Genomic DNA, 19,391 nt, shown 5'->3' on the forward strand with positions numbered 1-19,391 from the left:
GCCCGGCTCCCACAGTGATCACCGTCGTCCACAGAATGTGTGAACACCCCTGAAACCTGTGGGAGCGTGGCTTGCCCGCGATGGCGGACTATCAGGCACCAACAAAAACGGCACCTTTCGGTGCCGTTCGCCTTGCTCAGTACAGAGGCTTACTTACGCGCATCCGCCCACGACTTCAGCAGTTCGTTGTAGCTCACGGTTTCGCCCTTCGGCTTCTCGTTCGCCAACTTAGGCTTCGGTGCACCCGGCTGATCGAACCAGTATTGCGCATCGCGCTCGGGGTTCATTTTCGGTGCGCAAGTGGTTTGCGCTTTCGAACGTTCCAGACGGGACATGATCGCGTCCTGATCCTTGGCCAGACCATCCAGAGCCTCTTGCGGAGTTTTCTCGCCGCTGGCCGCTTCGGCGATGTGGCTCCACCACAGTTGCGCCAGACGCGGATAGTCCGGCACGTTGGTCCCGGTCGGGGTCCATTGCACGCGGGCCGGGCTGCGGTAGAACTCGACCAGACCACCGAGTTTCGGTGCCAGGTCGGTCATCGCTTGCGAGTTGATGTCCGACTCGCGAATCGGCGTCAGGCCGACGATGGTTTTCTTCAGCGACACGGTTTTCGAGGTCACGAACTGCGCATACAGCCACGCCGCCAGCTTCTGTTTCTCAGGCGTGGACTTCATGAACGTCCACGAACCCACGTCCTGATACCCCAGCTTCATGCCCTCTTCCCAATACGGACCGCGCGGCGATGGCGCCATCCGCCATTTCGGCGTGCCATCGGCGTTGACCACCGGCAGGCCCGGTTTGGTCATGTCCGCGGTGAACGCGGTGTACCAGAAGATCTGTTGTGCAATGTTGCCCTGAGACGGTACCGGCCCCGACTCGGAGAAGGTCATGCCCGCCGCTTCCGGTGGTGCATAGGCCTTGAGCCAATCGACGTACTTGGTAGTGGCAAAGACCGCCGCCGGGCCGTTGGTGTCGCCGCCGCGGGTCACGCTGGAACCCACCGGGTGGCAATCCTCGACGCGAATGCCCCACTCGTCCACCGGCAAGCCGTTCGGCAGGCCTTTGTCGCCGCCACCGGCCATGGAGAACCAGGCATCGGTGAAGCGCCAGCCCAGGGACGGGTCTTTCTTGCCGTAGTCCATGTGCCCGTAGACCCGCTTGCCGTCGATTTCCTTGACGTCTTCGCTGAAGAATTTGGCGATGTCTTCATAGGCCGACCAGTTCACCGGCACGCCCAATTCGTAGCCGTACTTTTCCTTGAACTTGGCTTTCAACTCCGGACGCTCAAACCAGTCGGCGCGGAACCAGTACAGGTTGGCAAACTGCTGGTCAGGCAACTGATAGAGCTTGCCGTCCGGCGCGGTGGTGAAGGAAATACCAATGAAGTCCTTCAGGTCCAGGGTCGGCGAGGTGAAGTTTTTGCCTTCATTGGCCATCAGGTCGGTGATCGCTTCGGTCTTGCCGTAGCGGAAGTGGGTACCGATCAGGTCCGAGTCGTTGACCCAGCCGTCATAGATGCTCTTGTCCGATTGCATCACGGTTTGCAGCTTTTCCACCACGTCGCCTTCTTGCAGCAGGTCGTGGGTCACCTTGATCCCGGTGATCTCGGTAAAGGCCTTGGCCAGCACCTTGGACTCGTATTCGTGGGTGGTCAGGGTTTCGGAGACGACTTTGATGTCCATCCCGCGAAACGGCTCGGCCGCCTTGATGAACCACTTCAATTCCGCGAGCTGCTGGTCGGCCGTCAGGGTGGACGGTTTGAACTCGGCGCCAATCCATTTCTTCGCAGCGTCTTCATAGGCGTCGGCCCAGGCCGCAGCGCTCAACCCACTGAGTGCCAGCATGGCTGCCAATGAAATGCTATGTCGCAGCTTATTGTTTTTGTCGAACATAGAGACCTCCTGTTTGATTTTCGGAGCAACATTGCCGAGCGATTCGACTAGCCCCAACGCATCACAGCCAACAGCCACACCAGGGACAACGCGGACGCTACCCAGATGCTCCAGTCGGTGACGCCAATTACCAGCAAATGCAGGTAGGCGCTGCCGAGAAGACCGATAAACAGCCGATCGCCACGGGTGGTGGCAATCGGCAACAAACCCCGCCGAAGAATGCTCGGCGAACGCAATTCCCAGGTCGTCATGCCCACCAGAATCAGGCCAATGACAATGAAGAACGCCGCGGTGGGGACCGTCCAACTCATCCATTCCATCATCAGCTCCTCATACCCGGCCGAGGGCGAAGCCCTTGGCCACATGGTTGCGAACAAACCAGATCACCAGCATGCCCGGCAGGATGGTCAACACCCCCGCCGCCGCCAGCACGCCCCAATCGATACCGGACGCCGACACCGTGCGCGTCATCACCGCCGCAATCGGCTTGGCGTTGACCGACGTCAGCGTGCGCGCCAGGAGCAATTCGACCCAGGAAAACATGAAGCAGAAAAACGCCGTGACGCCGATCCCGGAACCGATCAGAGGGACGAAAATCTTCACGAAGAACTTGGGAAAACTGTAGCCGTCGATATAGGCGGTTTCGTCGATTTCCTTGGGCACACCGGACATGAAGCCCTCAAGAATCCACACCGCCAATGGCACGTTAAACAGGCAATGAGCCAATGCCACGGCGATATGGGTGTCGAACAGGCCGATCGAGGAATACAGCTGGAAGAACGGCAGCAGGAACACCGCCGGTGGTGCCATGCGGTTGGTCAGCAACCAGAAGAACAAGTGCTTGTCACCGAGGAAGCGATAGCGCGAGAAGGCATACGCCGCCGGCAGCGCCACGCTCAGGGAGATCACCGTGTTCAGGCTCACGTAATACAGCGAGTTGAGGTAACCGGTGTACCAGCTCGGATCGGTGAAGATCACCTTGTAGTTATGCAAGGTGAAGTCCGAAGGAAACAGCGTCAGGCCACCGAGGATTTCGGTGTTGCTCTTGAACGACATGTTCAGCAGCCAGTAGATCGGTACCAGCAGGAACAGGATGTAGATCAGCAACGGAATGAGCTTTCTTTTACTCATGGCAGCCTCAGCGGTTGGCGTCAGAGTGAGTCATGGCGGTGTAGAACAGCCAGGACACCAACAGGATGATCAGGAAGTACACCAGCGAAAACGCCGCTGCCGGTCCCAGGTCGAATTGCCCTACGGCCATCTGGGTCAACGTCTGACTGAGGAACGTCGTGGCATTCCCCGGGCCGCCACCGGTCAGCACGAACGGCTCGGTGTAGATCATGAAACTGTCCATGAAGCGCAGCATCACCGCGATCAACAGCACGCTTTTCAGCTTGGGCAACTGGATGTGCCGGAACACCGCCCACGCCGAGGCGCGATCAATCCGCGCCGCCTGGTAATACACGTCCGGAATCGCCCGCAGCCCTGAGAAACACAGCAGCGCCACCAGCGACGTCCAGTGCCACACGTCCATCACCAGCACCGTGACCCAGGCGTCCATGGTGTTCGATGCATAGTTATAGTTGATGCCCATGGCATTCAGGCTCGAACCCAGCAAACCGATGTCGGCGCGGCCGAAGATCTGCCAGATGGTGCCGACCACGTTCCATGGAATCAGCAGCGGAATGGCCAGGATGATCAGCACCAGCGACGACCAGCGCCCCTTGGTCGGCATGGTCAGGGCGATGGCGATGCCCAGCGGGATTTCGATGATCAGCACGCAAGCGGAGTAGATGAACTGCCGCAGCAGCGAGTCATGCAGGCGCGGATCGAGCAATACTTGCTTGTACCAGTCGGCGCCGACGAAGTAGCGGCTGGACTGGTCGAAGATGTCCTGCACCGAATAGTTGACCACCGTCATCATCGGGATCACCGCACTGAAGGCCACCAGCAGGAACACCGGCAACACCAGCCACCAGGCCTTGTTGTTTTGCACCTTGTTCATGGCTGCGTCTCCAGCAAGTATTCATCGGCATAGACCATCAACCACTGCGCCGGAAAACTGATGTACGCCGTGCCTTCAGGCACCGGTTTGTCTTCGGCCAGGCGCACTTTCAACGGCGCGCCGTCGAGGTTCAGGGTCAGGATCTTGTAGGTCCCGAGGTCTTCGATGTGTACGACCTGTGCCTTCATCGCATCATCAAAGGGTTCTTCCCACACGTGGACGAACTCCGGGCGGATACCGACTTTCAGGGTTTTCCACTCGGACTCGGCGATGCGCTGTTGCTGCGCTTCGGACAACGGCAAGTGCGTCGAGGCGAACCCCACGCCTCCCGGTTGCGGCGTGACCTCGATCAGGTTCATCCCCGGACTGCCGATGAAATAGCCGACAAAGGTGTGGCTCGGCCGTTCGAACAATTCTCGCGGTGTGCCGAATTGCACGATCTGCCCGCCGTACATCACCGCGATCTTGTCAGCGAAGGTCGAGGCTTCCAGTTGATCGTGGGTGACGTAGACCATGGTGATGTTGAACTGCTCGTGGATCTGCTTGAGCTTGCGCCGCAGCTTCCACTTCAGGTGCGGATCGATCACGGTCAGCGGTTCGTCGAACAGGATCGCCGAGACGTCATCGCGCACCAGCCCGCGGCCCATGGAGACTTTCTGCTTTTCGTCGGCGGTGAGGTTGCTGGCCTTTTTGCTCAGCAGCGCCTGCAGGTCCAAGACCTCGGCGATTTCCTGCACCTTGGTGTGAATTTTCGCCTCGGCCATGCCCTGATTGCGCAGCGGAAACGCCAGGTTATCGAAGACGGTCATGGTGTCGTAGACCACCGGGAACTGAAAAACCTGAGCGATGTTGCGCTTCTCCGGCGTCAGGTCGTTGACCGCTTTGCCGTCGAACAACACGTGCCCCTGCGAGGGGCTGAGCAATCCGGAAATGATGTTGAGCAAGGTCGACTTGCCGCACCCCGAAGGCCCGAGCAACGCATAGGCGCCGCCCTGCTCCCAGATATGGTCCATCTCGCGGATAGCGTAATCCTCGGGGCCGGCCGGGGTTTTGGTGTAGCTGTGGGCGAGGTTCTGCAAACGGATTTCGGCCATCAGGCAACCCTCGCGATACGGCGACCGGGCGCCTGGACCAGTCGTCCCTGCGCATCGAACACAAACAGTTTATGGGTCGGGATATAGATGCGGATCGGCGCGTCGACGTCGTATTCGTGAACGCCCGGCAGGTGCAACACCAGCAGGAAATGCTCGTTGCGCACGTGCAGGAAGGTTTCCGAACCGCTGATCTCGGCGACTTCGACCGTCACGGCCAGTTCCAGGTCATCGTCATTGCTCGGCACCAGCGAGATGTGGCTGGGCCGTACGCCAAAGCGGAATTCGCCCTCGCCCACCGGCCGCAGATCCACGTTCAACGGGAAGTGCACGAAGTTGGCGAAGCTGACTTCGTTGCCGGCAATGCGCCCCGGCATCAGGTTGATCGGCGGCTCGGAGAACAGCTCTGCCGCGAGCACGCTTTGCGGCTGGTGATAGACCTCGGACGACTTGCCGCTCTGGATCACCCGACCTTCATGAAGAATGGTGGTGGTGCCGCCCAGTGCCAGGGCTTCGTTGGGTTCGGTGGTGGCGTAGATGGCGATGGTATGGCGAGCCTTGAACAGCTCGCGCATTTCCTGGCGCAGCTCTTCGCGCAGCTTGTAATCGAGGTTGACCAGTGGTTCGTCGAACAGGATCAGCTCGGCGTCCTTGACCAGTGCGCGGGCCATGGCCGTGCGCTGTTGCTGACCGCCGGAGAGTTCGAGGGGATGGCGCTGGAGGAATTTCTCGATGCGCAGCATCTTCGCGGTTTCCAGCACTTTGCTCTGGATCAGCTCGTTGGACACACCGCCCTGGCGCAACGGCGAGGCAATGTTCTCGAAGACGGTCATGGTCGGGTAATTGATGAACTGCTGATAGACCATCGACACGTTGCGCAGGCGCACCGGGCGCTGGGTGACGTCGACGCCGTTCATGAGGATGCGGCCGCTGTCGGGCTTGTCCAGCCCGGCCATCAGGCGCATCAGACTGGTTTTGCCGGACAGCGTGCGCCCGAGCAAAACGTTGAAGGAACCGGGTTCAAAACTCAGGCAGGCATCGTCGATCCAGGTCTGGCCCTCGACGGTGCGGCTGACGTGCTCCAGGGTTAATGACATGGCTCGGCCTTTTTATTATTTGGAGTCAAGCGACCGGAGCTACAGAGCGAGTTTCGTGCCAGAAATTGCAAGGTGTTGATCTGGTTTGAAAATCCTTCGATGAAGGGCGTGAGCACTTTCGTTGCTGAACAGAAATGAACAACTGAGGCTGAACAACTGAACAATCCGCTGGTTGACAATGAACAATAGTGAACAACACTCTACACACCGTTTTACTGCGAGGAATTCCGAAATACACACGCCCTGTGTAGCAGCTGCCGAAGGCTGCGTCCGGCGGCGAAGCCGTCGTAAAATCGGGCGGTGCGGTGTATCAGGATGACCACGTTTTCAGGTTTACGACGACTGCGTCGCCGGACGCAGCCTTCGGCAGCTGCTACATGAATCGCGTTACTTACAACAAAAATAATAATGCTCAGAGATCGACTGCCATGGCCGCACCCGCCTCGCCGCTCTCCCACGATGCCGTCATTCAGGACTCCTGGAAACGTTGTCGCGCCTTCGGCCTCGATCATCAGAGCGCGCCAGCGTTCGATCAACTGCCGGCCGAAGGCATCGCCCAATTGCTGGAGAGCCAGCATTCCCTGGTGCAGACCACGCATCAGGAAGTCCTGCCGTATTACGAAAACATCCTGAGCAACTCCAACTGCCTGATCATGCTCGCCGACAATCAAGGACAGGTCCTGACGTCGTGGGGCACCCAGCGCTTTATCGAGCCGAGCCTGACCCGTGGTTTCAGCGCCGGTGCCAGCTGGATGGAGCGTTGCAGCGGCACCAACGCCATCGGCACCGCCCTCGCCTGCGAGCAGGCCGTGCACATCGAACACGATGAACACTTTCTGAAAGCCAACCGCTTCATGACCGGTTCCGCCGCACCGATTTTTGATGCCGAGCGCAAGGTGATCGCGGTGCTGGACGTGTCCAGCGACAGCTACCTGCCGCCGTCCCACACCCTCGGCATGGTCAAGATGATGAGCCAGACCGTGGAAAACCGGCTGATTCTCAACCTGTTCCATGGCCAGCATTTTCAACTGACGTTCAACACCGGGTTGAACAACCTGGACAGCCAATGGGCGGGGTTGTTGATCTTCGATGAGACCGGCCAGGTGCTGTCCGCCAACCGCCGGGCCGACAATCTGCTGGGCATCAGCCTGTCGCGGGTCAGCGTCGAGAGCCTGTTCAAGGTCTCGCTGCTGGAATTGCTGAATCAGCCCGACGGCCTGCCGTTTGCTCTGCAAGCCTCGGGGCGCAACCGCTTTCAATGCCTGCTGCGGCGGCCGAAACAGGTGCCGATTCAAGCGAGACTGTTTTCTGAACCCAAGAGCGCCGAACCGGTGGTCGTGGCGGCACCCGAAACGATCAGCCTCAACACCCTGCACTTCGGCGACAGCCGCGTGGAAAAAGCCGTGCGTCAGGCTGAACGCCTGCTGGAGAAGGACATCCCGCTGCTAATCCACGGCGAAACAGGGGTCGGCAAGGAAGTGTTCGTCAAAGCCCTGCACCAGGCCAGTTCCCGCAGCAAACAACCGTTCATTGCCGTCAACTGTGCAGCGATCCCCGCCGAACTGGTGGAATCCGAACTGTTTGGCTATGAGAAAGGTGCGTTCACCGGCGCCAATCAGAAAGGCAGCATCGGGCTGATCCGCAAGGCCGACAAAGGCACCCTGTTCCTCGATGAAATCGGCGACATGCCATTGCCGACCCAGGCCCGGTTGTTGAGGGTTTTGCAGGAACGTTGCGTGCAACCAGTGGGCAGCAGCGAGCTGTTCCCGGTCGATATCCGGATCATTTCGGCGACCAACCGTGCGTTGCGTGAGCAAGTGCAACTGGGGCGGTTTCGTGAAGACCTGTATTACCGGATCGGCGGCTTGACCCTGGAATTGCCGCCGCTACGGGAACGCAGCGACAAGCAGGCCTTGTTCAAACGTTTGTGGGAGCAGCACCGCGAGCCATCGCAGTGGGCCGGGTTGAGCCGCGAGGTGCTGGAGCTGTTCGGCCGTCATCCGTGGCCGGGGAATTTGCGTCAGGTCAGCAGCGTGATGCAGGTGGCGCTGGCCATGGCCGAGGAGCAGCCGGTGCGGCCGGAGCATTTGCCGGATGATTTTTTTGTCGATCTGGAGATGGAGCCGGTGGATTCGCCTGAGGTACTGGCGGTGGATTTGAATGATGTCGAGGATTTGAATCGGCAGTTGCGGGCGGCTGGGGGGAACATCTCGCACTTGGCCCGGAGGTTGGGGGTTAGCCGTAATACCCTCTATAAGCGATTGCGCCAGTCGGAATGACAATTAAGCCGTACTGGCTGTGGTTGACTTGAGACCTTCGCGAGCAAGCCCGCTCCCACATTTGGTCGGCGGTGAGTTGAGTTCTATGTACACCACACATCCAATGTGGGAGCGGGCTTGCTCGCGAAGGCGTCAGCCCTATTACCGCAAACCTGAAACCCTGCACATAAACAAAAACCCGCACAAGGCGGGTTTTGTTTTGTAGCGATCAAGGCAATCAGTCAGCCAAACGCCAGGTCGTGCCGCCCTTGCCGTCTTCCAGCACCACGCCCATGGCGGTGAGCTGGTCGCGGATGCGGTCGGATTCGGCCCAGTCTTTACCGGCACGCGCCGCCAGACGCGCAGCGATCAGCGCATCAACCTCAGCTGCATCTACACGCCCTTCGGCGCCAGCCTGCAAGAAGTCATCGGCCTCAAGCTGCAACACGCCCAGCACGCTCGCCAGTTCCTTCAGGCGCGCCGCCAGACCCGCCGCCGCATTGAGATCGCTCTCGCGCAGACGGTTGATCTCACGCACCATCTCGAACAGCACCGCGCAGGCTTCCGGCGTGCCGAAGTCGTCGTTCATCACCTGGGTGAAACGCTCGACAAAGGCTTTGCCGCCGGCCGGCGCCACGTTCGGCAGGCCTTTCAACGCGTGGTAGAAACGCTCGAGGGCGCCTTTGGCGTCCTTGAGGTTGTCTTCCGAGTAGTTGATCGCGCTGCGGTAGTGGCTCGACACCAGCAGGTAACGCACGACTTCCGGGTGGTACTTTTCCAGCACGTCGCGAATGGTGAAGAAGTTGTTCAAGGACTTGGACATCTTCTCGCCATTGATGCGAATCATGCCGCAATGCATCCACGCGTTGGCGTAGGTCTTGCCGGTCGCCGCTTCGCTTTGGGCGATTTCGTTTTCATGGTGCGGGAATTCGAGGTCGCTGCCGCCACCATGAATGTCGAAGGTCTCGCCCAGGCAGCAGGTCGACATCACCGAGCACTCGATGTGCCAGCCCGGACGACCGTCGCCCCACGGCGAAGGCCAGCTCGGCTCGCCCGGCTTGGCGCCTTTCCACAACACGAAGTCCAGCGGGTCCTGTTTGGACTCGTCGACTTCGATCCGTGCGCCAATGCGCAGGTCTTCGATCTTCTTGCGCGACAGCTTGCCGTAGCCCATGAACTTGGCGACGCGGTAGTACACGTCGCCATTGCCCGGTGCGTAGGCGTAACCCTTGTCAATCAGGGTCTGGATCATGCTCAGCATGCCCGGAATGTGATCGGTGGCCCGTGGTTCCATGTCCGGCTTGAGGATGTTGAGGCGCGCCTCGTCCTCGTGCATCGCAGCGATCATGCGCTCGGTCAGCGCGTCGTACGGCTCGCCGTTCTCGCGCGCACGATTGATGATCTTGTCTTCAATGTCGGTGATGTTGCGCACATAGGTCAGGTTGTAACCGCTGAAGCGCAACCAGCGGGTCACCAGGTCGAACGCGACCATGCTGCGGCCGTGGCCAATGTGGCAGTAGTCGTACACGGTCATCCCGCAGACGTACATGCGCACATTGTTGCCATCCAGCGGCTTGAACACTTCTTTGCTCTTGGTGAGCGTGTTGTAGATCGATAGCACTTTAGTGGTTTCCTTGAATCACTGGCCCCACGAATCACGCAGGGTCACGGTACGGTTGAACACCGGATGACCTGGTTTCGAGTCCTTGATATCCGCGACGAAGTAACCTTCGCGCTCGAACTGGAAACGGTCTTCCGGCTGTGCATTGCCAAGCGAAGGCTCGGCACGACAACCGGTGAGTACCTGCAGTGATTCAGGGTTGATGTTGTCCAGGAAACTGGCGCTGTCTTCGGCCTTCTCAGGGTTGGCCGAACGGAACAGGCGATCGTACAGACGCACTTCGCACTCGACGCTGGCAGCGGCCGGCACCCAGTGCACCACGCCTTTGACCTTGCGGCCTTCAGGGTTCTTGCCCAGGGTTTCCGGGTCGTACGAGCAACGCAGTTCGACGATGTTGCCATCGGCGTCCTTGATCGCTTCGTCGGCACGGATCACGTAGCTGCCGCGCAGACGCACTTCGCCGTTGGGTTCCAGGCGTTTGTAGCCTTTTGGCGGCTCTTCCATGAAGTCATCGTGGTCGATGTAGATTTCACGGGCAAACGGCAGCGTGCGCACGCCCAGTTCTTCTTTCTGCGGATGACGCGGCAGTTCGAGGTTCTCGACCTGGTCTTGCGGGTAGTTGGTGATCACCACCTTCAACGGACGCAGCACGCACATGGCGCGCGGAGCGTTCTGGTCCAGATCCTGACGGATGCTGAATTCGAGCATGCCGAAATCGACGACGCCGTCAGAACGGTTGGTGCCGACCATGTCGCAGAAATTGCGGATCGACGCAGGCGTGTAGCCACGGCGGCGGAAACCCGACAGCGTGGACATGCGCGGATCGTCCCAGCCGAACACGTGCTTTTCATCGACCAGTTGCTTGAGCTTGCGCTTGCTGGTGATCGTGTAGTTCAGGTTCAGGCGGCTGAATTCGTACTGACGCGGGTGCGCCGGCACCGGCAGCGCATCCAGGAACCAGTCGTACAGCGGACGATGGCTTTCGAATTCCAGGGTGCAGATCGAGTGGGTGATGCCTTCGATGGCGTCCGACTGACCGTGGGTGAAGTCGTAGTTCGGGTAGATGCACCACTTGTCACCGGTCTGGTGGTGATGCGCATGACGGATGCGGTACATGATCGGGTCGCGCAGGTTCATGTTCGGCGAAGCCATGTCGATCTTGGCCCGCAGCACACGTGCGCCGTCCTGGAATTCGCCGGCCTTCATGCGGGCGAACCAGTCGAGGTTTTCTTCCACGGAGCGATCACGGAACGGGCTGTTCTTGCCCGGCTCGGTCAGGGTGCCACGGTATTCCTTGGCCTGTTCCGGGCTCAGGTCGTCGACGTAGGCCTTGCCGGCCTTGATCAGTTCAACGGCCCAGTCGTGCAACTGGTCGAAATACTGCGAGGCGTAGCGCACTTCGCCGGACCATTCAAAGCCCAGCCATTTGATGTCGCTTTCGATCGCGTCGATGTATTCCTGGTCTTCCTTGGCCGGGTTGGTGTCGTCGAAACGCAGGTGGGTGACGCCGCCGAATTCCTGGGCCAGGCCGAAGTTCACGCAAATGGACTTGGCGTGACCGATGTGCAGGTAGCCGTTGGGCTCTGGCGGGAAACGGGTGACGATCTGCGTGTGCTTACCCGAGTCCAGGTCCGCCTGGATGATCGGGCGCAGGAAATTGACCGGCACGGCAGGGCCGGTCTTGGCATTCGAGGTAGGGTCGACAGTGGGCTTGCTCATAGGATCCTTGAACGTACAAGTGCGCGGCCGGAAGAAGGCCAGGTAAAACAAAGCCGCTATCATAGCCGATGCTGTCAAGCACCTGACAGAGCGCGCCTGCAAACGGTCGCATTTAATCGGCTATCAATGAAAAACAACCTCGAAATTCGCGCCCGGCACGCTAAACTGCGCACCTTGGCTGTTACTGGCCAGACCGGTTGGGGGCTGTAATGCCCCGAAACCCACGAATTCTTAGAAAGAGTACCGATCATGACCCAAGTCAAACTGACCACCAACCATGGCGACATCGTCCTGGAACTGAACGCTGAAAAAGCCCCGATCACCGTGGCCAACTTCATCGAGTACGTTAAAGCCGGTCACTATGAAAACACCGTTTTCCACCGTGTCATCGGTAACTTCATGATCCAGGGCGGCGGTTTCGAGCCAGGCATGAAAGAAAAGAAAGACAAGCGCCCAAGCATCCAGAACGAAGCCGACAACGGCCTGCCGAACGTGAAGTACAGCGTTGCCATGGCCCGCACCATGGAGCCGCATTCGGCTTCCGCCCAGTTCTTCATCAACGTGGCTGACAACAGCTTCCTGAACCACAGCGCCAAGACCGCTCAGGGCTGGGGCTACGCCGTATTCGCCAAAGTCGTTGCAGGCGAAGAAGTGGTCGACAAGATCAAAGGTGTTTCCACCACCATGAAGTCCGGCCACCAGGACGTACCAGCAGACGACGTGATCATCGAGAAAGCCGAGATCATTGAGTGATACTGCTGATTTCAGACTTGCATCTGGAAGAGGAGCGCCCGGACATCACCCGGGCGTTTCTGGATTTGCTCGCCGGACGCGCCCGCTCGGCGAGTGCGTTGTACATTCTGGGCGACTTTTTCGAAGCGTGGATTGGCGACGACGCCATGACGCCCTTTCAGCGTTCCATCTGCCAGGCCCTGCGCGAATTGAGCGACAGCGGCACGGCCATTTTTCTGATGCACGGCAATCGCGACTTCATGCTCGGCCAGGCCTTTTGTAAACAGGCCGGCTGCACGTTGTTGAAGGACCCGAGTGTCGTGCAGTTTTATGGCGAGCCAGTGCTATTGATGCACGGCGACAGCCTCTGCACCCGCGACGAAGCCTATATGAAGCTGCGTCGCTACCTGCGCAACCCGATCAGCCTGTTCATCCTGCGGCACTTGCCGCTGCGCACCCGGCATAAGCTGGCGCGCAAGCTGCGCAGTGAAAGCCGTGCGCAAACGCGGATGAAGGCCAATGACATTGTGGATGTCACGGCGGAGGAAATTCCGCAGATCATGCAGGAGTACGGCGTGAAAACCTTGATCCACGGCCATACCCATCGCCCGGCCATCCACAAGTTGCAGCTGGGCGAGCAAGCGGCCAAGCGCATTGTGCTGGGGGATTGGGACCGCCAGGGCTGGGCGTTGCAGGTGGATGAGCAAGGGTTTGCGCTGGCGCCGTTCGACTTCACCCCGCCACCGCAGCTGGCCGCTCCCGCCCACTGACTGCCAAACACAAATCCCCTTGTAGGAGTGAGCCTGCTCGCGATAGCGGATTCACATTCAACATCTTTATTGACTGATCCACCGCTATCGCGAGCAGGCTCACTCCTACAAGGGGATTGCGTTTAGTTTAGTGACCGGAGGCAGCCGGCCCCGCTTTCGCTGCAAACGGCGGTTTTGCCAGCCAAACAATCAATATCAACCCCATGAACCCCCAGCCCAGCAACGTGAAGTAATCCACGGTGGAGAGCATGTACGCCTGACTCGTCAGCACATGATCCAGCTGCGCGTAGGCCGGGTTCCCTGCCCCGCCCAAGGTGTTCAAGGCATCACGGGTGGCCGGGTCGAACGTGGTGATGCTTTCGCTCAAATACGCATGATGCTGATCCGCCCGGCGAATCCAGATCCAGGTGGTCAGCGACGCCGCAAAACTGCCGCCCAACGTGCGCAGGAACGTCGCCAGGCCAGCACCGTCGGCGATCTGGCTAGGTGGCAGGTCCGACATCAAGATGCTCAGGGTCGGCATGAAGAACAGTGCCACGCCAATGCCCATGAACAGTTGCACCAGGGCGATGTGCTGGAAGTCCACTTCATTGTTGAACCCGGCGCGCATGAAGCAGCTCAGGCCAATGGCCAGGAACGCCAAGCCCGCCAGCAATCGCAGGTCAAACTTGTGCGCGTATTTGCCGACAAACGGCGACATCAGCACCGGCAGAATTCCGATCGGCGCCACAGCCAACCCCGCCCAGGTCGCGGTGTAGCCCATCTGGGTTTGCAGCCATTGCGGCAGGATCAGGTTGATGCCGAAGAACCCGGCGTAACCCAACACCAGCACGAGCGTGCCGATGCGGAAGTTGCGGTAGGCGAACAGCCGCAGGTTCACCACCGGGTGCTGATCGGTCATTTCCCAGATGATGAACACTGCCAGCGCTATCACGGAAGTGGCCGCGCCAATCAGGATGAAACTCGACTCGAACCAGTCCAGGTCATTGCCCTTGTCGAGGATAATCTGCAACGCACCGACGCCGATGATCAACGTGATCAACCCTACGTAATCCATCGGTTGGCGGCTGGTTTCCACCGGGCGCGCCTTGAGTTGCTGGCGCACTACCATCACCGCGAAGACGCCGATCGGCACGTTGATGAAGAAAATCCACGGCCAGCTATAGCTGTCGGTAATCCATCCGCCGAGGATCGGCCCGGCAATCGGCGCCACCACCGTGACCATCGCCAGCAACGCCAGGGCCATGCCGCGCCTCGCGGGGGGATAGACCGCGATCAGCAGCGTCTGGGTCATCGGGTACAACGGACCGGCCACCAGGCCTTGCAGCACCCGAAAACCGATCAGTTCCGGCATCGAGGTCGAGATGCCGCAGAGAAACGAGGCCAGCACAAACAGCACCGTGGCCCAGAGAAACAGCTTCACTTCACCGAAGCGGCGGCTGAGCCAACCGGTCAGCGGCAGCGCAATCGCGTTGCTCACGGCAAAGGAAGTAATCACCCACGTGCCCTGCTCCGAACTCACGCCCAGATTGCCGGAAATGGTCGGCAGCGCCACGTTGGCGATGGTGGTGTCGAGCACTTGCATGAAAGTCGCCAGCGACAGGCCGATGGTGCTGAGCAACAGGCTGGGCGGCGTGAAAGAGGCGTTATTGCTCATCGCGAATCCTTTGAAACCTGATTGGCGCCGCGCCTGTTACAGACGCGGCTGACCGTGTGGGAGCGAGCTTTTGTGGCGAGGGGGCTTGTCGGAATGCCGCATCACCCCGTTGGGTCGCGAAGCGGCCCTGGAAGATGGGACTGCTGCGCAGTCCAACGGGGGCAAGCCCCCTCGCCACAAAGGCTCGCTCCCACAGGGTCGGTGTGATGACGAATCAGCGTTGCGCGGTCTTGCTGACCGCAGCGCTGTTGTCGTGGATCAACTGAGTGATCATCGCGTCGGCTTCCGCCAACTGACGGTCATAGACATTGGTGCTGAACGAGGCCTTTTGCGGCGGCTGTTGCGCCAGAACCGGGCCGCTCTGGTCGTGCAGGTTCACGTCGACCTGCGTCGACAGCCCCACGCGCAACGGGTGCCTGGCCAGTTCTTCGGCGTTGATGTGGATCCGCACCGGCACGCGCTGCACAATCTTGATCCAGTTACCGGTGGCGTTCTGCGCCGGCAGCAGGGCAAACGCACTGCCGGTACCGGCGCCGAGGCTGTCGATGGTGCCGCTGAATTTCACGTCGCTGCCGTACAGGTCGGCCTGGATATCTACCGGTTGACCAATGCGCATGTCACGCAGCTGGGTTTCCTTGAAGTTGGCGTCGATCCACAGCTGATCCAGCGGAATCACCGCCATCAGCGCGGTGCCCGGCTGAACCCGTTGACCCAGTTGCACGGAACGCTTGGCCACGTAACCGGTGACCGGCGCGATCAAGGTGCTGCGCGAGTTGTTCAGGTAGGCCTGACGCAGTTGCGCGGCTGCCGACATCACATCCGGGTGTGACGAAACCACGGTGTCATCGACCAGCGCACTGGTGGTTTTCAATTGTTGTTTGGCGTTGGCCAGGGCGTTTTGCGCCGAGGTCAGGTCGTCACGGGCGTGGGACAGTTCTTCCTGGGAAATCGCGCCGCCGGCAGCGAGGTTTTTCCGGCGATTGAAGTTGTCCTGGGCCTTCTGCACTTCGGCCTGCTGCGCGTTGACCTGGGCTTTCATGCCGTCGACGTTGCTGTACAAACCACGCACCTGGCGCACGGTGCGGGCCAGATTGGCCTGGGCACTTTGCAGGCCGACTTCGGCGTCATTCGGGTCGAAGTTGATCAGCACCTGGCCTTCGTGGACCAGGTCACCGTCATCCGCGCCGATGCTGACCACGGTGCCGGTGACCAGCGGGGTGATTTCCACCACGTTGCCGTTCACGTAGGCGTCGTCGGTGCTTTCATTCCAGCGCCCGTACAGTTCGTGATAACCCCAGACGCCGACACCGGCGAGGACGACCAGGATGGCCAGCGCGACCAGCATGACTTTGCGTTTACGCGGATTGCTCGTGTCTTGAGCGTTGTCCGGCGGTGTGTTGGTTGGAGCAGCAGGTGTATCGACAGTGGCCATGACAAATACCTTGAATTAGTTGTGCTGCGTGGCTGGGAGGGCGTTGGCTGCGGTCAGGGTTTCGCCCTGAAAACCGCCGCCCAGCGCTTGCATCAATTGGATCGACAGGTCGATCTGCTCGGCATTCAGGTTGGCCAGCTGACGCTGGGCCTGGAGCAATTGCTGCTCGATGCTGAGCACGTCCAGGTAGTTGCCGATGCCGGAACCGTAACGCTGGACCACGGTGTTGTAAGAATCCTGGGCAATGTCGGTGGCGTGCTGCTGGGCACTGATCTGCCGGCCGATATCGCGCAACTGGTTGATGGTGTCGCTGACATCACCGAGCGCTTTCACCAGGCTTTTGTTGTACTGCGCCACCGCGAGGTCGTAATCGGCGTCGCGCGAATCGAGGTCGGCGCGCAGGCGGCCACCGTCGAAAATCGGCACAGAAATGGTCGGCGCAATGTTGAAGAAACGGCTCGCTGAACCAAACATTGCATCCCCCAACAGCGATTCGGCACCGGCCGCGGCGCTGAGGTTCAAGTTGGGATAGAACTGGGTTTTGCCGGCGGCGATGTTCTTGCTCGCGGCCTCGACCCGCCAACGCGCAGCCACCAGGTCGGGACGACGACCGAGCAATTCGGCGGGCAGCACCGATGGCAAAGCGACTGCGCTGGCCTGAAGGATCTTCGGTCGGGCGATTTCGTTGCCACGATCCGGGCCTTTGCCGAGCAGCACCGCCAAGGCGATTTTTGCGCTGTTCAGGCGTTTCTCAGCGTCGATCAGGCTGGCTTCGGACGTGGCTTCCAGGCTTTGGGTCTGCTGGAACTGGTACTGGCTGTCGATCCCCGAGCTCAGGCGACGCTGGCCTAAATCGAGCATTTGCCTGGTTCGCTTGAGGTCTTCATTGGCCAGGTCGTAGACGATGTGCGCCTGACCCAAATCGCTGTAGGCGCGGGCGACGTCGGCGGACAGGGTCAACTGCGCGGCCTGTTGATCGACCTCGGCAGCACGGGCCTGGCCCAACGCGGCTTCCCAGGCGTCACGCTGACCGCCCCACAGGTCGAAGTTGTAATTGAAGCTGGCGCCGATGTTGCGCACGGTGGCGTAAGTGCCGCCCTGCCCGGTCGGGTCCTGGTCGCGGGACAGACGCGAACGGCTGACGCCGGCGCTGGCATCGAGGGTCGGCATGCGCGCGGCGTCGGCGGCGTAGGCAGCTGCACTGGCCTGATGCGCCCGGGCGTCGGCGATTTGCATGTCGGGGCTGTCGTGCAGGGCTTCGCGGATCAGACCGTCGAGCTGCGGGTCACCGAGGCTTTTCCACCAGTCGTTTTTCGGCCAGGACGCCGGCGACAGAGTTACGCCGCTGAGGGACTGGCCGGCCTTGAGGGTTTTGGCATCGAGGCTTTTGCCTTCGGTGGTCAAGCCGCTGTAGCTGGCGCAACCGGCCAGGGTCATGGCGGCCAGGACCAGGCTCAGCCCGGTGCGCAGGGTTTTACTGTTCATTTGTCACCTACCCGCAGCAGGGTGATCGAATCACCGGCGGCTACCAGGATTTTCTTGAGGATGTGTTCCAGGGTTTTCAACTCATCGGGGCTGATGGCGCCGGCCAATTCGTTCATGGCGTCGGCGCCAATGTGCGGCAGGCGGTCGGCGAGGCTCTGGCCTTCTGCGGTCAGCACCAGTTGAACCTGGCGGCGATCCGCCTCGGAGCGTTGGCGAATGAGGAAACCTTTCTGTTCCAGACGATCGAGCATGCGGGTCATCGAGCCGCTGTCCAGCGACAGGTGACGGCACAACTCGGCCGGGGTATCGACGCCGTACTGGGCCACGATGATCATCACTTTGAACTGCGCGGCGGTGATGCCGTGAGGTTCCATGTGGGTGTCGATGATCCGGTCCTTGAGCAGCGCGGCACGTCCTAGCAGGAGGCCGAGGTGGCAGTTTTCAAAATCGTCCGGGGTGAAATGTTTCATTTGCTCACCTAATAACTGCCTAGGCAGTGAATGTATGACGAGATGTTACTGCCTAGGCAGCCAATGTCAACGTAATAGTTAGGTTGCTTCGTATATGACAGATAAATGGCGCAGCACAAAAGCAAAAAATCGCAGCCTACGGCAGCTTCTTCAGGTTTTTATGTACCCTGTAGAAGCTGCCGCAAGACTGCGATCTTTATGCTTTTTGCTTACAACGTTGCCGCAGTGGCCGACCCAGGCTTGAACCAAGTCGGCGCGAGACTTACTTACTCAAACGTGCACTGCTCCGGCGCCACGCCCGCGCAACGAGGCAGCACGCTGCCATCGGCCTGGGTCTGGTTGGTCCAGGCAGCGCCCACTGGCTTCACCGCGTCAGCGGATTTCAGCGTCATTCGCACACCTTCGCGTTTTGGTCCCACATAATCGCAGGCTACGAAGTTTTTCGCGTTGACGACATACGCTTCCTCGAAGGCTACGGCTATCAGATCCTCCTTTGCAGCTATCGGGTTCTCGCCTGTCCATTGCAGACCTTTACTGGCCGCTGCGGTGTAGACAAAGCCGCCGTCTTTCATCGCTGTTTGCTGGATCGCCCCGACAGTCGGGCAAGCGTCGCCGGCATAGGCATTAGCCATCAAAGCCATCATTACAACTACGCCAGCGGAAAATTTCTTGGTAATACCGATCATGCTTGTTACTCCATGTGCACTTAAAGATTAGTCATCATCCATCTACGACTTGTTATTAGCCCAGTCAGATAAATCAATTGATCGCATCAATTGCGATGACGCATCCTAGTACAGAAACTCATTTCAACAAACAGCAGAGAGGAGTAAAAAAAACATCAAAACGTGTCAACTTACCCCACTACAAAAAAATGACAAATAATAAAAAAATAAAATCCAAACTGACAGCCAAACCCTTAGATATCAATATCCTCAACACCTGAAGCGATCAAACCCTCATCAGCACAGGCCTCACAAAAAAGACAAACAGACAGTTTCCCACAAGGAAACATCCACTCGCCCTACGAGAACAACAAAGTTAATCGCTCAAACCGTGACAACTTTTCTTACTCCTTATAGTGAATATCCCCACACACTAAAACCTCCCTCCTTACTTCACATTGTTATTACATGAAGAGGAGGGAGCATTTGAAGTTTTT

At 59.4% G+C, this 19,391-nt stretch carries 16 protein-coding genes; 3 read left to right on the forward strand and 13 right to left on the reverse strand.

Annotated elements, in window-relative coordinates:
• Positions 1-149 precede the first annotated feature (149 nt).
• Genes BK660_RS04610 through BK660_RS04635 form a run of 6 tightly spaced genes read right to left on the reverse strand, consistent with a single transcriptional unit; the run spans position 150 to position 6,085 of the window.
• Entirely contained in the window at positions 150-1,892 is a 1,743-nt protein-coding gene (locus BK660_RS04610) for an ABC transporter substrate-binding protein (protein ID WP_123432274.1), read from the reverse strand.
• A gap of 47 nt (positions 1,893-1,939) precedes the next feature.
• Complete coding sequence (locus BK660_RS04615; RefSeq protein WP_027925091.1) at positions 1,940-2,212, reverse strand: DUF2160 domain-containing protein; 273 nt, start codon at positions 2,210-2,212, stop codon at positions 1,940-1,942.
• Between the two features lie 10 nt (positions 2,213-2,222).
• Positions 2,223-3,023, reverse strand: coding sequence for a carbohydrate ABC transporter permease (locus tag BK660_RS04620; protein ID WP_123432275.1), 801 nt, complete (start codon positions 3,021-3,023; stop codon positions 2,223-2,225).
• 7 nt (positions 3,024-3,030) lie between these two features.
• Positions 3,031-3,897, reverse strand: coding sequence for a carbohydrate ABC transporter permease (locus BK660_RS04625; RefSeq protein WP_123432276.1), 867 nt, complete (start codon positions 3,895-3,897; stop codon positions 3,031-3,033).
• The gene (locus tag BK660_RS04630; protein ID WP_123432277.1) at positions 3,894-4,991 is read right to left on the reverse strand and encodes an ABC transporter ATP-binding protein; all 1,098 of its coding nucleotides are present in this window, start codon (positions 4,989-4,991) and stop codon (positions 3,894-3,896) included. The genes BK660_RS04625 and BK660_RS04630 overlap by 4 nt, the downstream gene beginning before the upstream one ends.
• Positions 4,991-6,085 carry an ABC transporter ATP-binding protein gene (locus tag BK660_RS04635; protein WP_027925087.1) on the reverse strand — a complete coding sequence of 365 codons (1,095 nt, stop codon included), beginning with the start codon at positions 6,083-6,085 and terminating at the stop codon, positions 4,991-4,993. The genes BK660_RS04630 and BK660_RS04635 overlap by 1 nt, the downstream gene beginning before the upstream one ends.
• A gap of 428 nt (positions 6,086-6,513) precedes the next feature.
• Between BK660_RS04635 and BK660_RS04640 the strand changes: the two genes are divergently transcribed.
• Positions 6,514-8,364 carry a sigma-54-dependent Fis family transcriptional regulator gene (locus BK660_RS04640; RefSeq protein ID WP_123432278.1) on the forward strand — a complete coding sequence of 617 codons (1,851 nt, stop codon included), beginning with the start codon at positions 6,514-6,516 and terminating at the stop codon, positions 8,362-8,364.
• Between the two features lie 217 nt (positions 8,365-8,581).
• Here BK660_RS04640 and cysS read toward each other — a convergent pair whose 3' ends face one another.
• Entirely contained in the window at positions 8,582-9,964 is a 1,383-nt protein-coding gene (gene cysS, locus BK660_RS04645; protein WP_123432279.1) for a cysteine--tRNA ligase, read from the reverse strand.
• An 18-nt stretch (positions 9,965-9,982) separates the two neighbouring features.
• Positions 9,983-11,683, reverse strand: coding sequence for a glutamine--tRNA ligase/YqeY domain fusion protein (locus BK660_RS04650; protein ID WP_123432280.1), 1,701 nt, complete (start codon positions 11,681-11,683; stop codon positions 9,983-9,985).
• Between the two features lie 249 nt (positions 11,684-11,932).
• On the opposite strand from BK660_RS04650, the gene BK660_RS04655 reads away from it, so the two are divergent.
• Positions 11,933-12,436 (forward strand): peptidylprolyl isomerase, encoded by a 504-nt coding sequence (locus BK660_RS04655; RefSeq protein ID WP_123432281.1) that lies wholly within the window; start codon positions 11,933-11,935, stop codon positions 12,434-12,436.
• Complete coding sequence (gene lpxH, locus BK660_RS04660; RefSeq protein WP_123432282.1) at positions 12,433-13,185, forward strand: UDP-2,3-diacylglucosamine diphosphatase; 753 nt, start codon at positions 12,433-12,435, stop codon at positions 13,183-13,185. Before BK660_RS04655 ends, lpxH begins: the two co-directional genes overlap by 4 nt.
• A gap of 127 nt (positions 13,186-13,312) precedes the next feature.
• Here lpxH and BK660_RS04665 read toward each other — a convergent pair whose 3' ends face one another.
• The 5 genes from BK660_RS04665 to BK660_RS04690 form a co-directional block, all read right to left on the reverse strand.
• Positions 13,313-14,842, reverse strand: a complete 1,530-nt coding sequence (locus BK660_RS04665) for a DHA2 family efflux MFS transporter permease subunit (protein WP_123432283.1) — start codon at positions 14,840-14,842, stop codon at positions 13,313-13,315.
• Positions 14,843-15,056: 214 nt separating this feature from the next.
• Positions 15,057-16,274, reverse strand: coding sequence for an HlyD/EmrA/EmrK family protein (locus BK660_RS04675; RefSeq protein ID WP_123432284.1), 1,218 nt, complete (start codon positions 16,272-16,274; stop codon positions 15,057-15,059).
• A 15-nt stretch (positions 16,275-16,289) separates the two neighbouring features.
• Entirely contained in the window at positions 16,290-17,759 is a 1,470-nt protein-coding gene (locus tag BK660_RS04680; protein ID WP_123432285.1) for an efflux transporter outer membrane subunit, read from the reverse strand.
• A complete protein-coding gene (locus BK660_RS04685; protein WP_123432286.1) occupies positions 17,756-18,229 on the reverse strand; it encodes a MarR family winged helix-turn-helix transcriptional regulator in 474 nt (157 codons plus the stop codon). Before BK660_RS04685 ends, BK660_RS04680 begins: the two co-directional genes overlap by 4 nt.
• Positions 18,230-18,495: 266 nt before the next feature.
• On the reverse strand, positions 18,496-18,915 hold the full coding sequence (locus tag BK660_RS04690; RefSeq protein WP_221178638.1) for a DUF3757 domain-containing protein: 420 nt from the start codon (positions 18,913-18,915) through the stop codon (positions 18,496-18,498).
• Positions 18,916-19,391: the final 476 nt, after the last annotated feature.

The organism is Pseudomonas brassicacearum (assembly GCF_003732265.1).
Classification (GTDB): domain Bacteria; phylum Pseudomonadota; class Gammaproteobacteria; order Pseudomonadales; family Pseudomonadaceae; genus Aquipseudomonas; species Aquipseudomonas brassicacearum_D.

Coding starts and splice junctions, on each gene's coding strand:
- BK660_RS04685 (WP_123432286.1), bottom strand. CDS start 18,229: ATGAAACATTTCACCCCGGACGATTTTGAAAACTGCCACCTCGGCCTC.
- BK660_RS04675 (WP_123432284.1), bottom strand. CDS start 16,274: ATGGCCACTGTCGATACACCTGCTGCTCCAACCAACACACCGCCGGAC.
- BK660_RS04640 (WP_123432278.1), top strand. CDS start 6,514: ATGGCCGCACCCGCCTCGCCGCTCTCCCACGATGCCGTCATTCAGGAC.
- BK660_RS04625 (WP_123432276.1), bottom strand. CDS start 3,897: ATGAACAAGGTGCAAAACAACAAGGCCTGGTGGCTGGTGTTGCCGGTG.
- BK660_RS04615 (WP_027925091.1), bottom strand. CDS start 2,212: ATGGAATGGATGAGTTGGACGGTCCCCACCGCGGCGTTCTTCATTGTC.
- BK660_RS04620 (WP_123432275.1), bottom strand. CDS start 3,023: ATGAGTAAAAGAAAGCTCATTCCGTTGCTGATCTACATCCTGTTCCTG.
- BK660_RS04650 (WP_123432280.1), bottom strand. CDS start 11,683: ATGAGCAAGCCCACTGTCGACCCTACCTCGAATGCCAAGACCGGCCCT.
- BK660_RS04665 (WP_123432283.1), bottom strand. CDS start 14,842: ATGAGCAATAACGCCTCTTTCACGCCGCCCAGCCTGTTGCTCAGCACC.
- BK660_RS04635 (WP_027925087.1), bottom strand. CDS start 6,085: ATGTCATTAACCCTGGAGCACGTCAGCCGCACCGTCGAGGGCCAGACC.
- BK660_RS04680 (WP_123432285.1), bottom strand. CDS start 17,759: ATGAACAGTAAAACCCTGCGCACCGGGCTGAGCCTGGTCCTGGCCGCC.
- BK660_RS04655 (WP_123432281.1), top strand. CDS start 11,933: ATGACCCAAGTCAAACTGACCACCAACCATGGCGACATCGTCCTGGAA.
- BK660_RS04610 (WP_123432274.1), bottom strand. CDS start 1,892: ATGTTCGACAAAAACAATAAGCTGCGACATAGCATTTCATTGGCAGCC.
- BK660_RS04630 (WP_123432277.1), bottom strand. CDS start 4,991: ATGGCCGAAATCCGTTTGCAGAACCTCGCCCACAGCTACACCAAAACC.
- BK660_RS04690 (WP_221178638.1), bottom strand. CDS start 18,915: ATGATCGGTATTACCAAGAAATTTTCCGCTGGCGTAGTTGTAATGATG.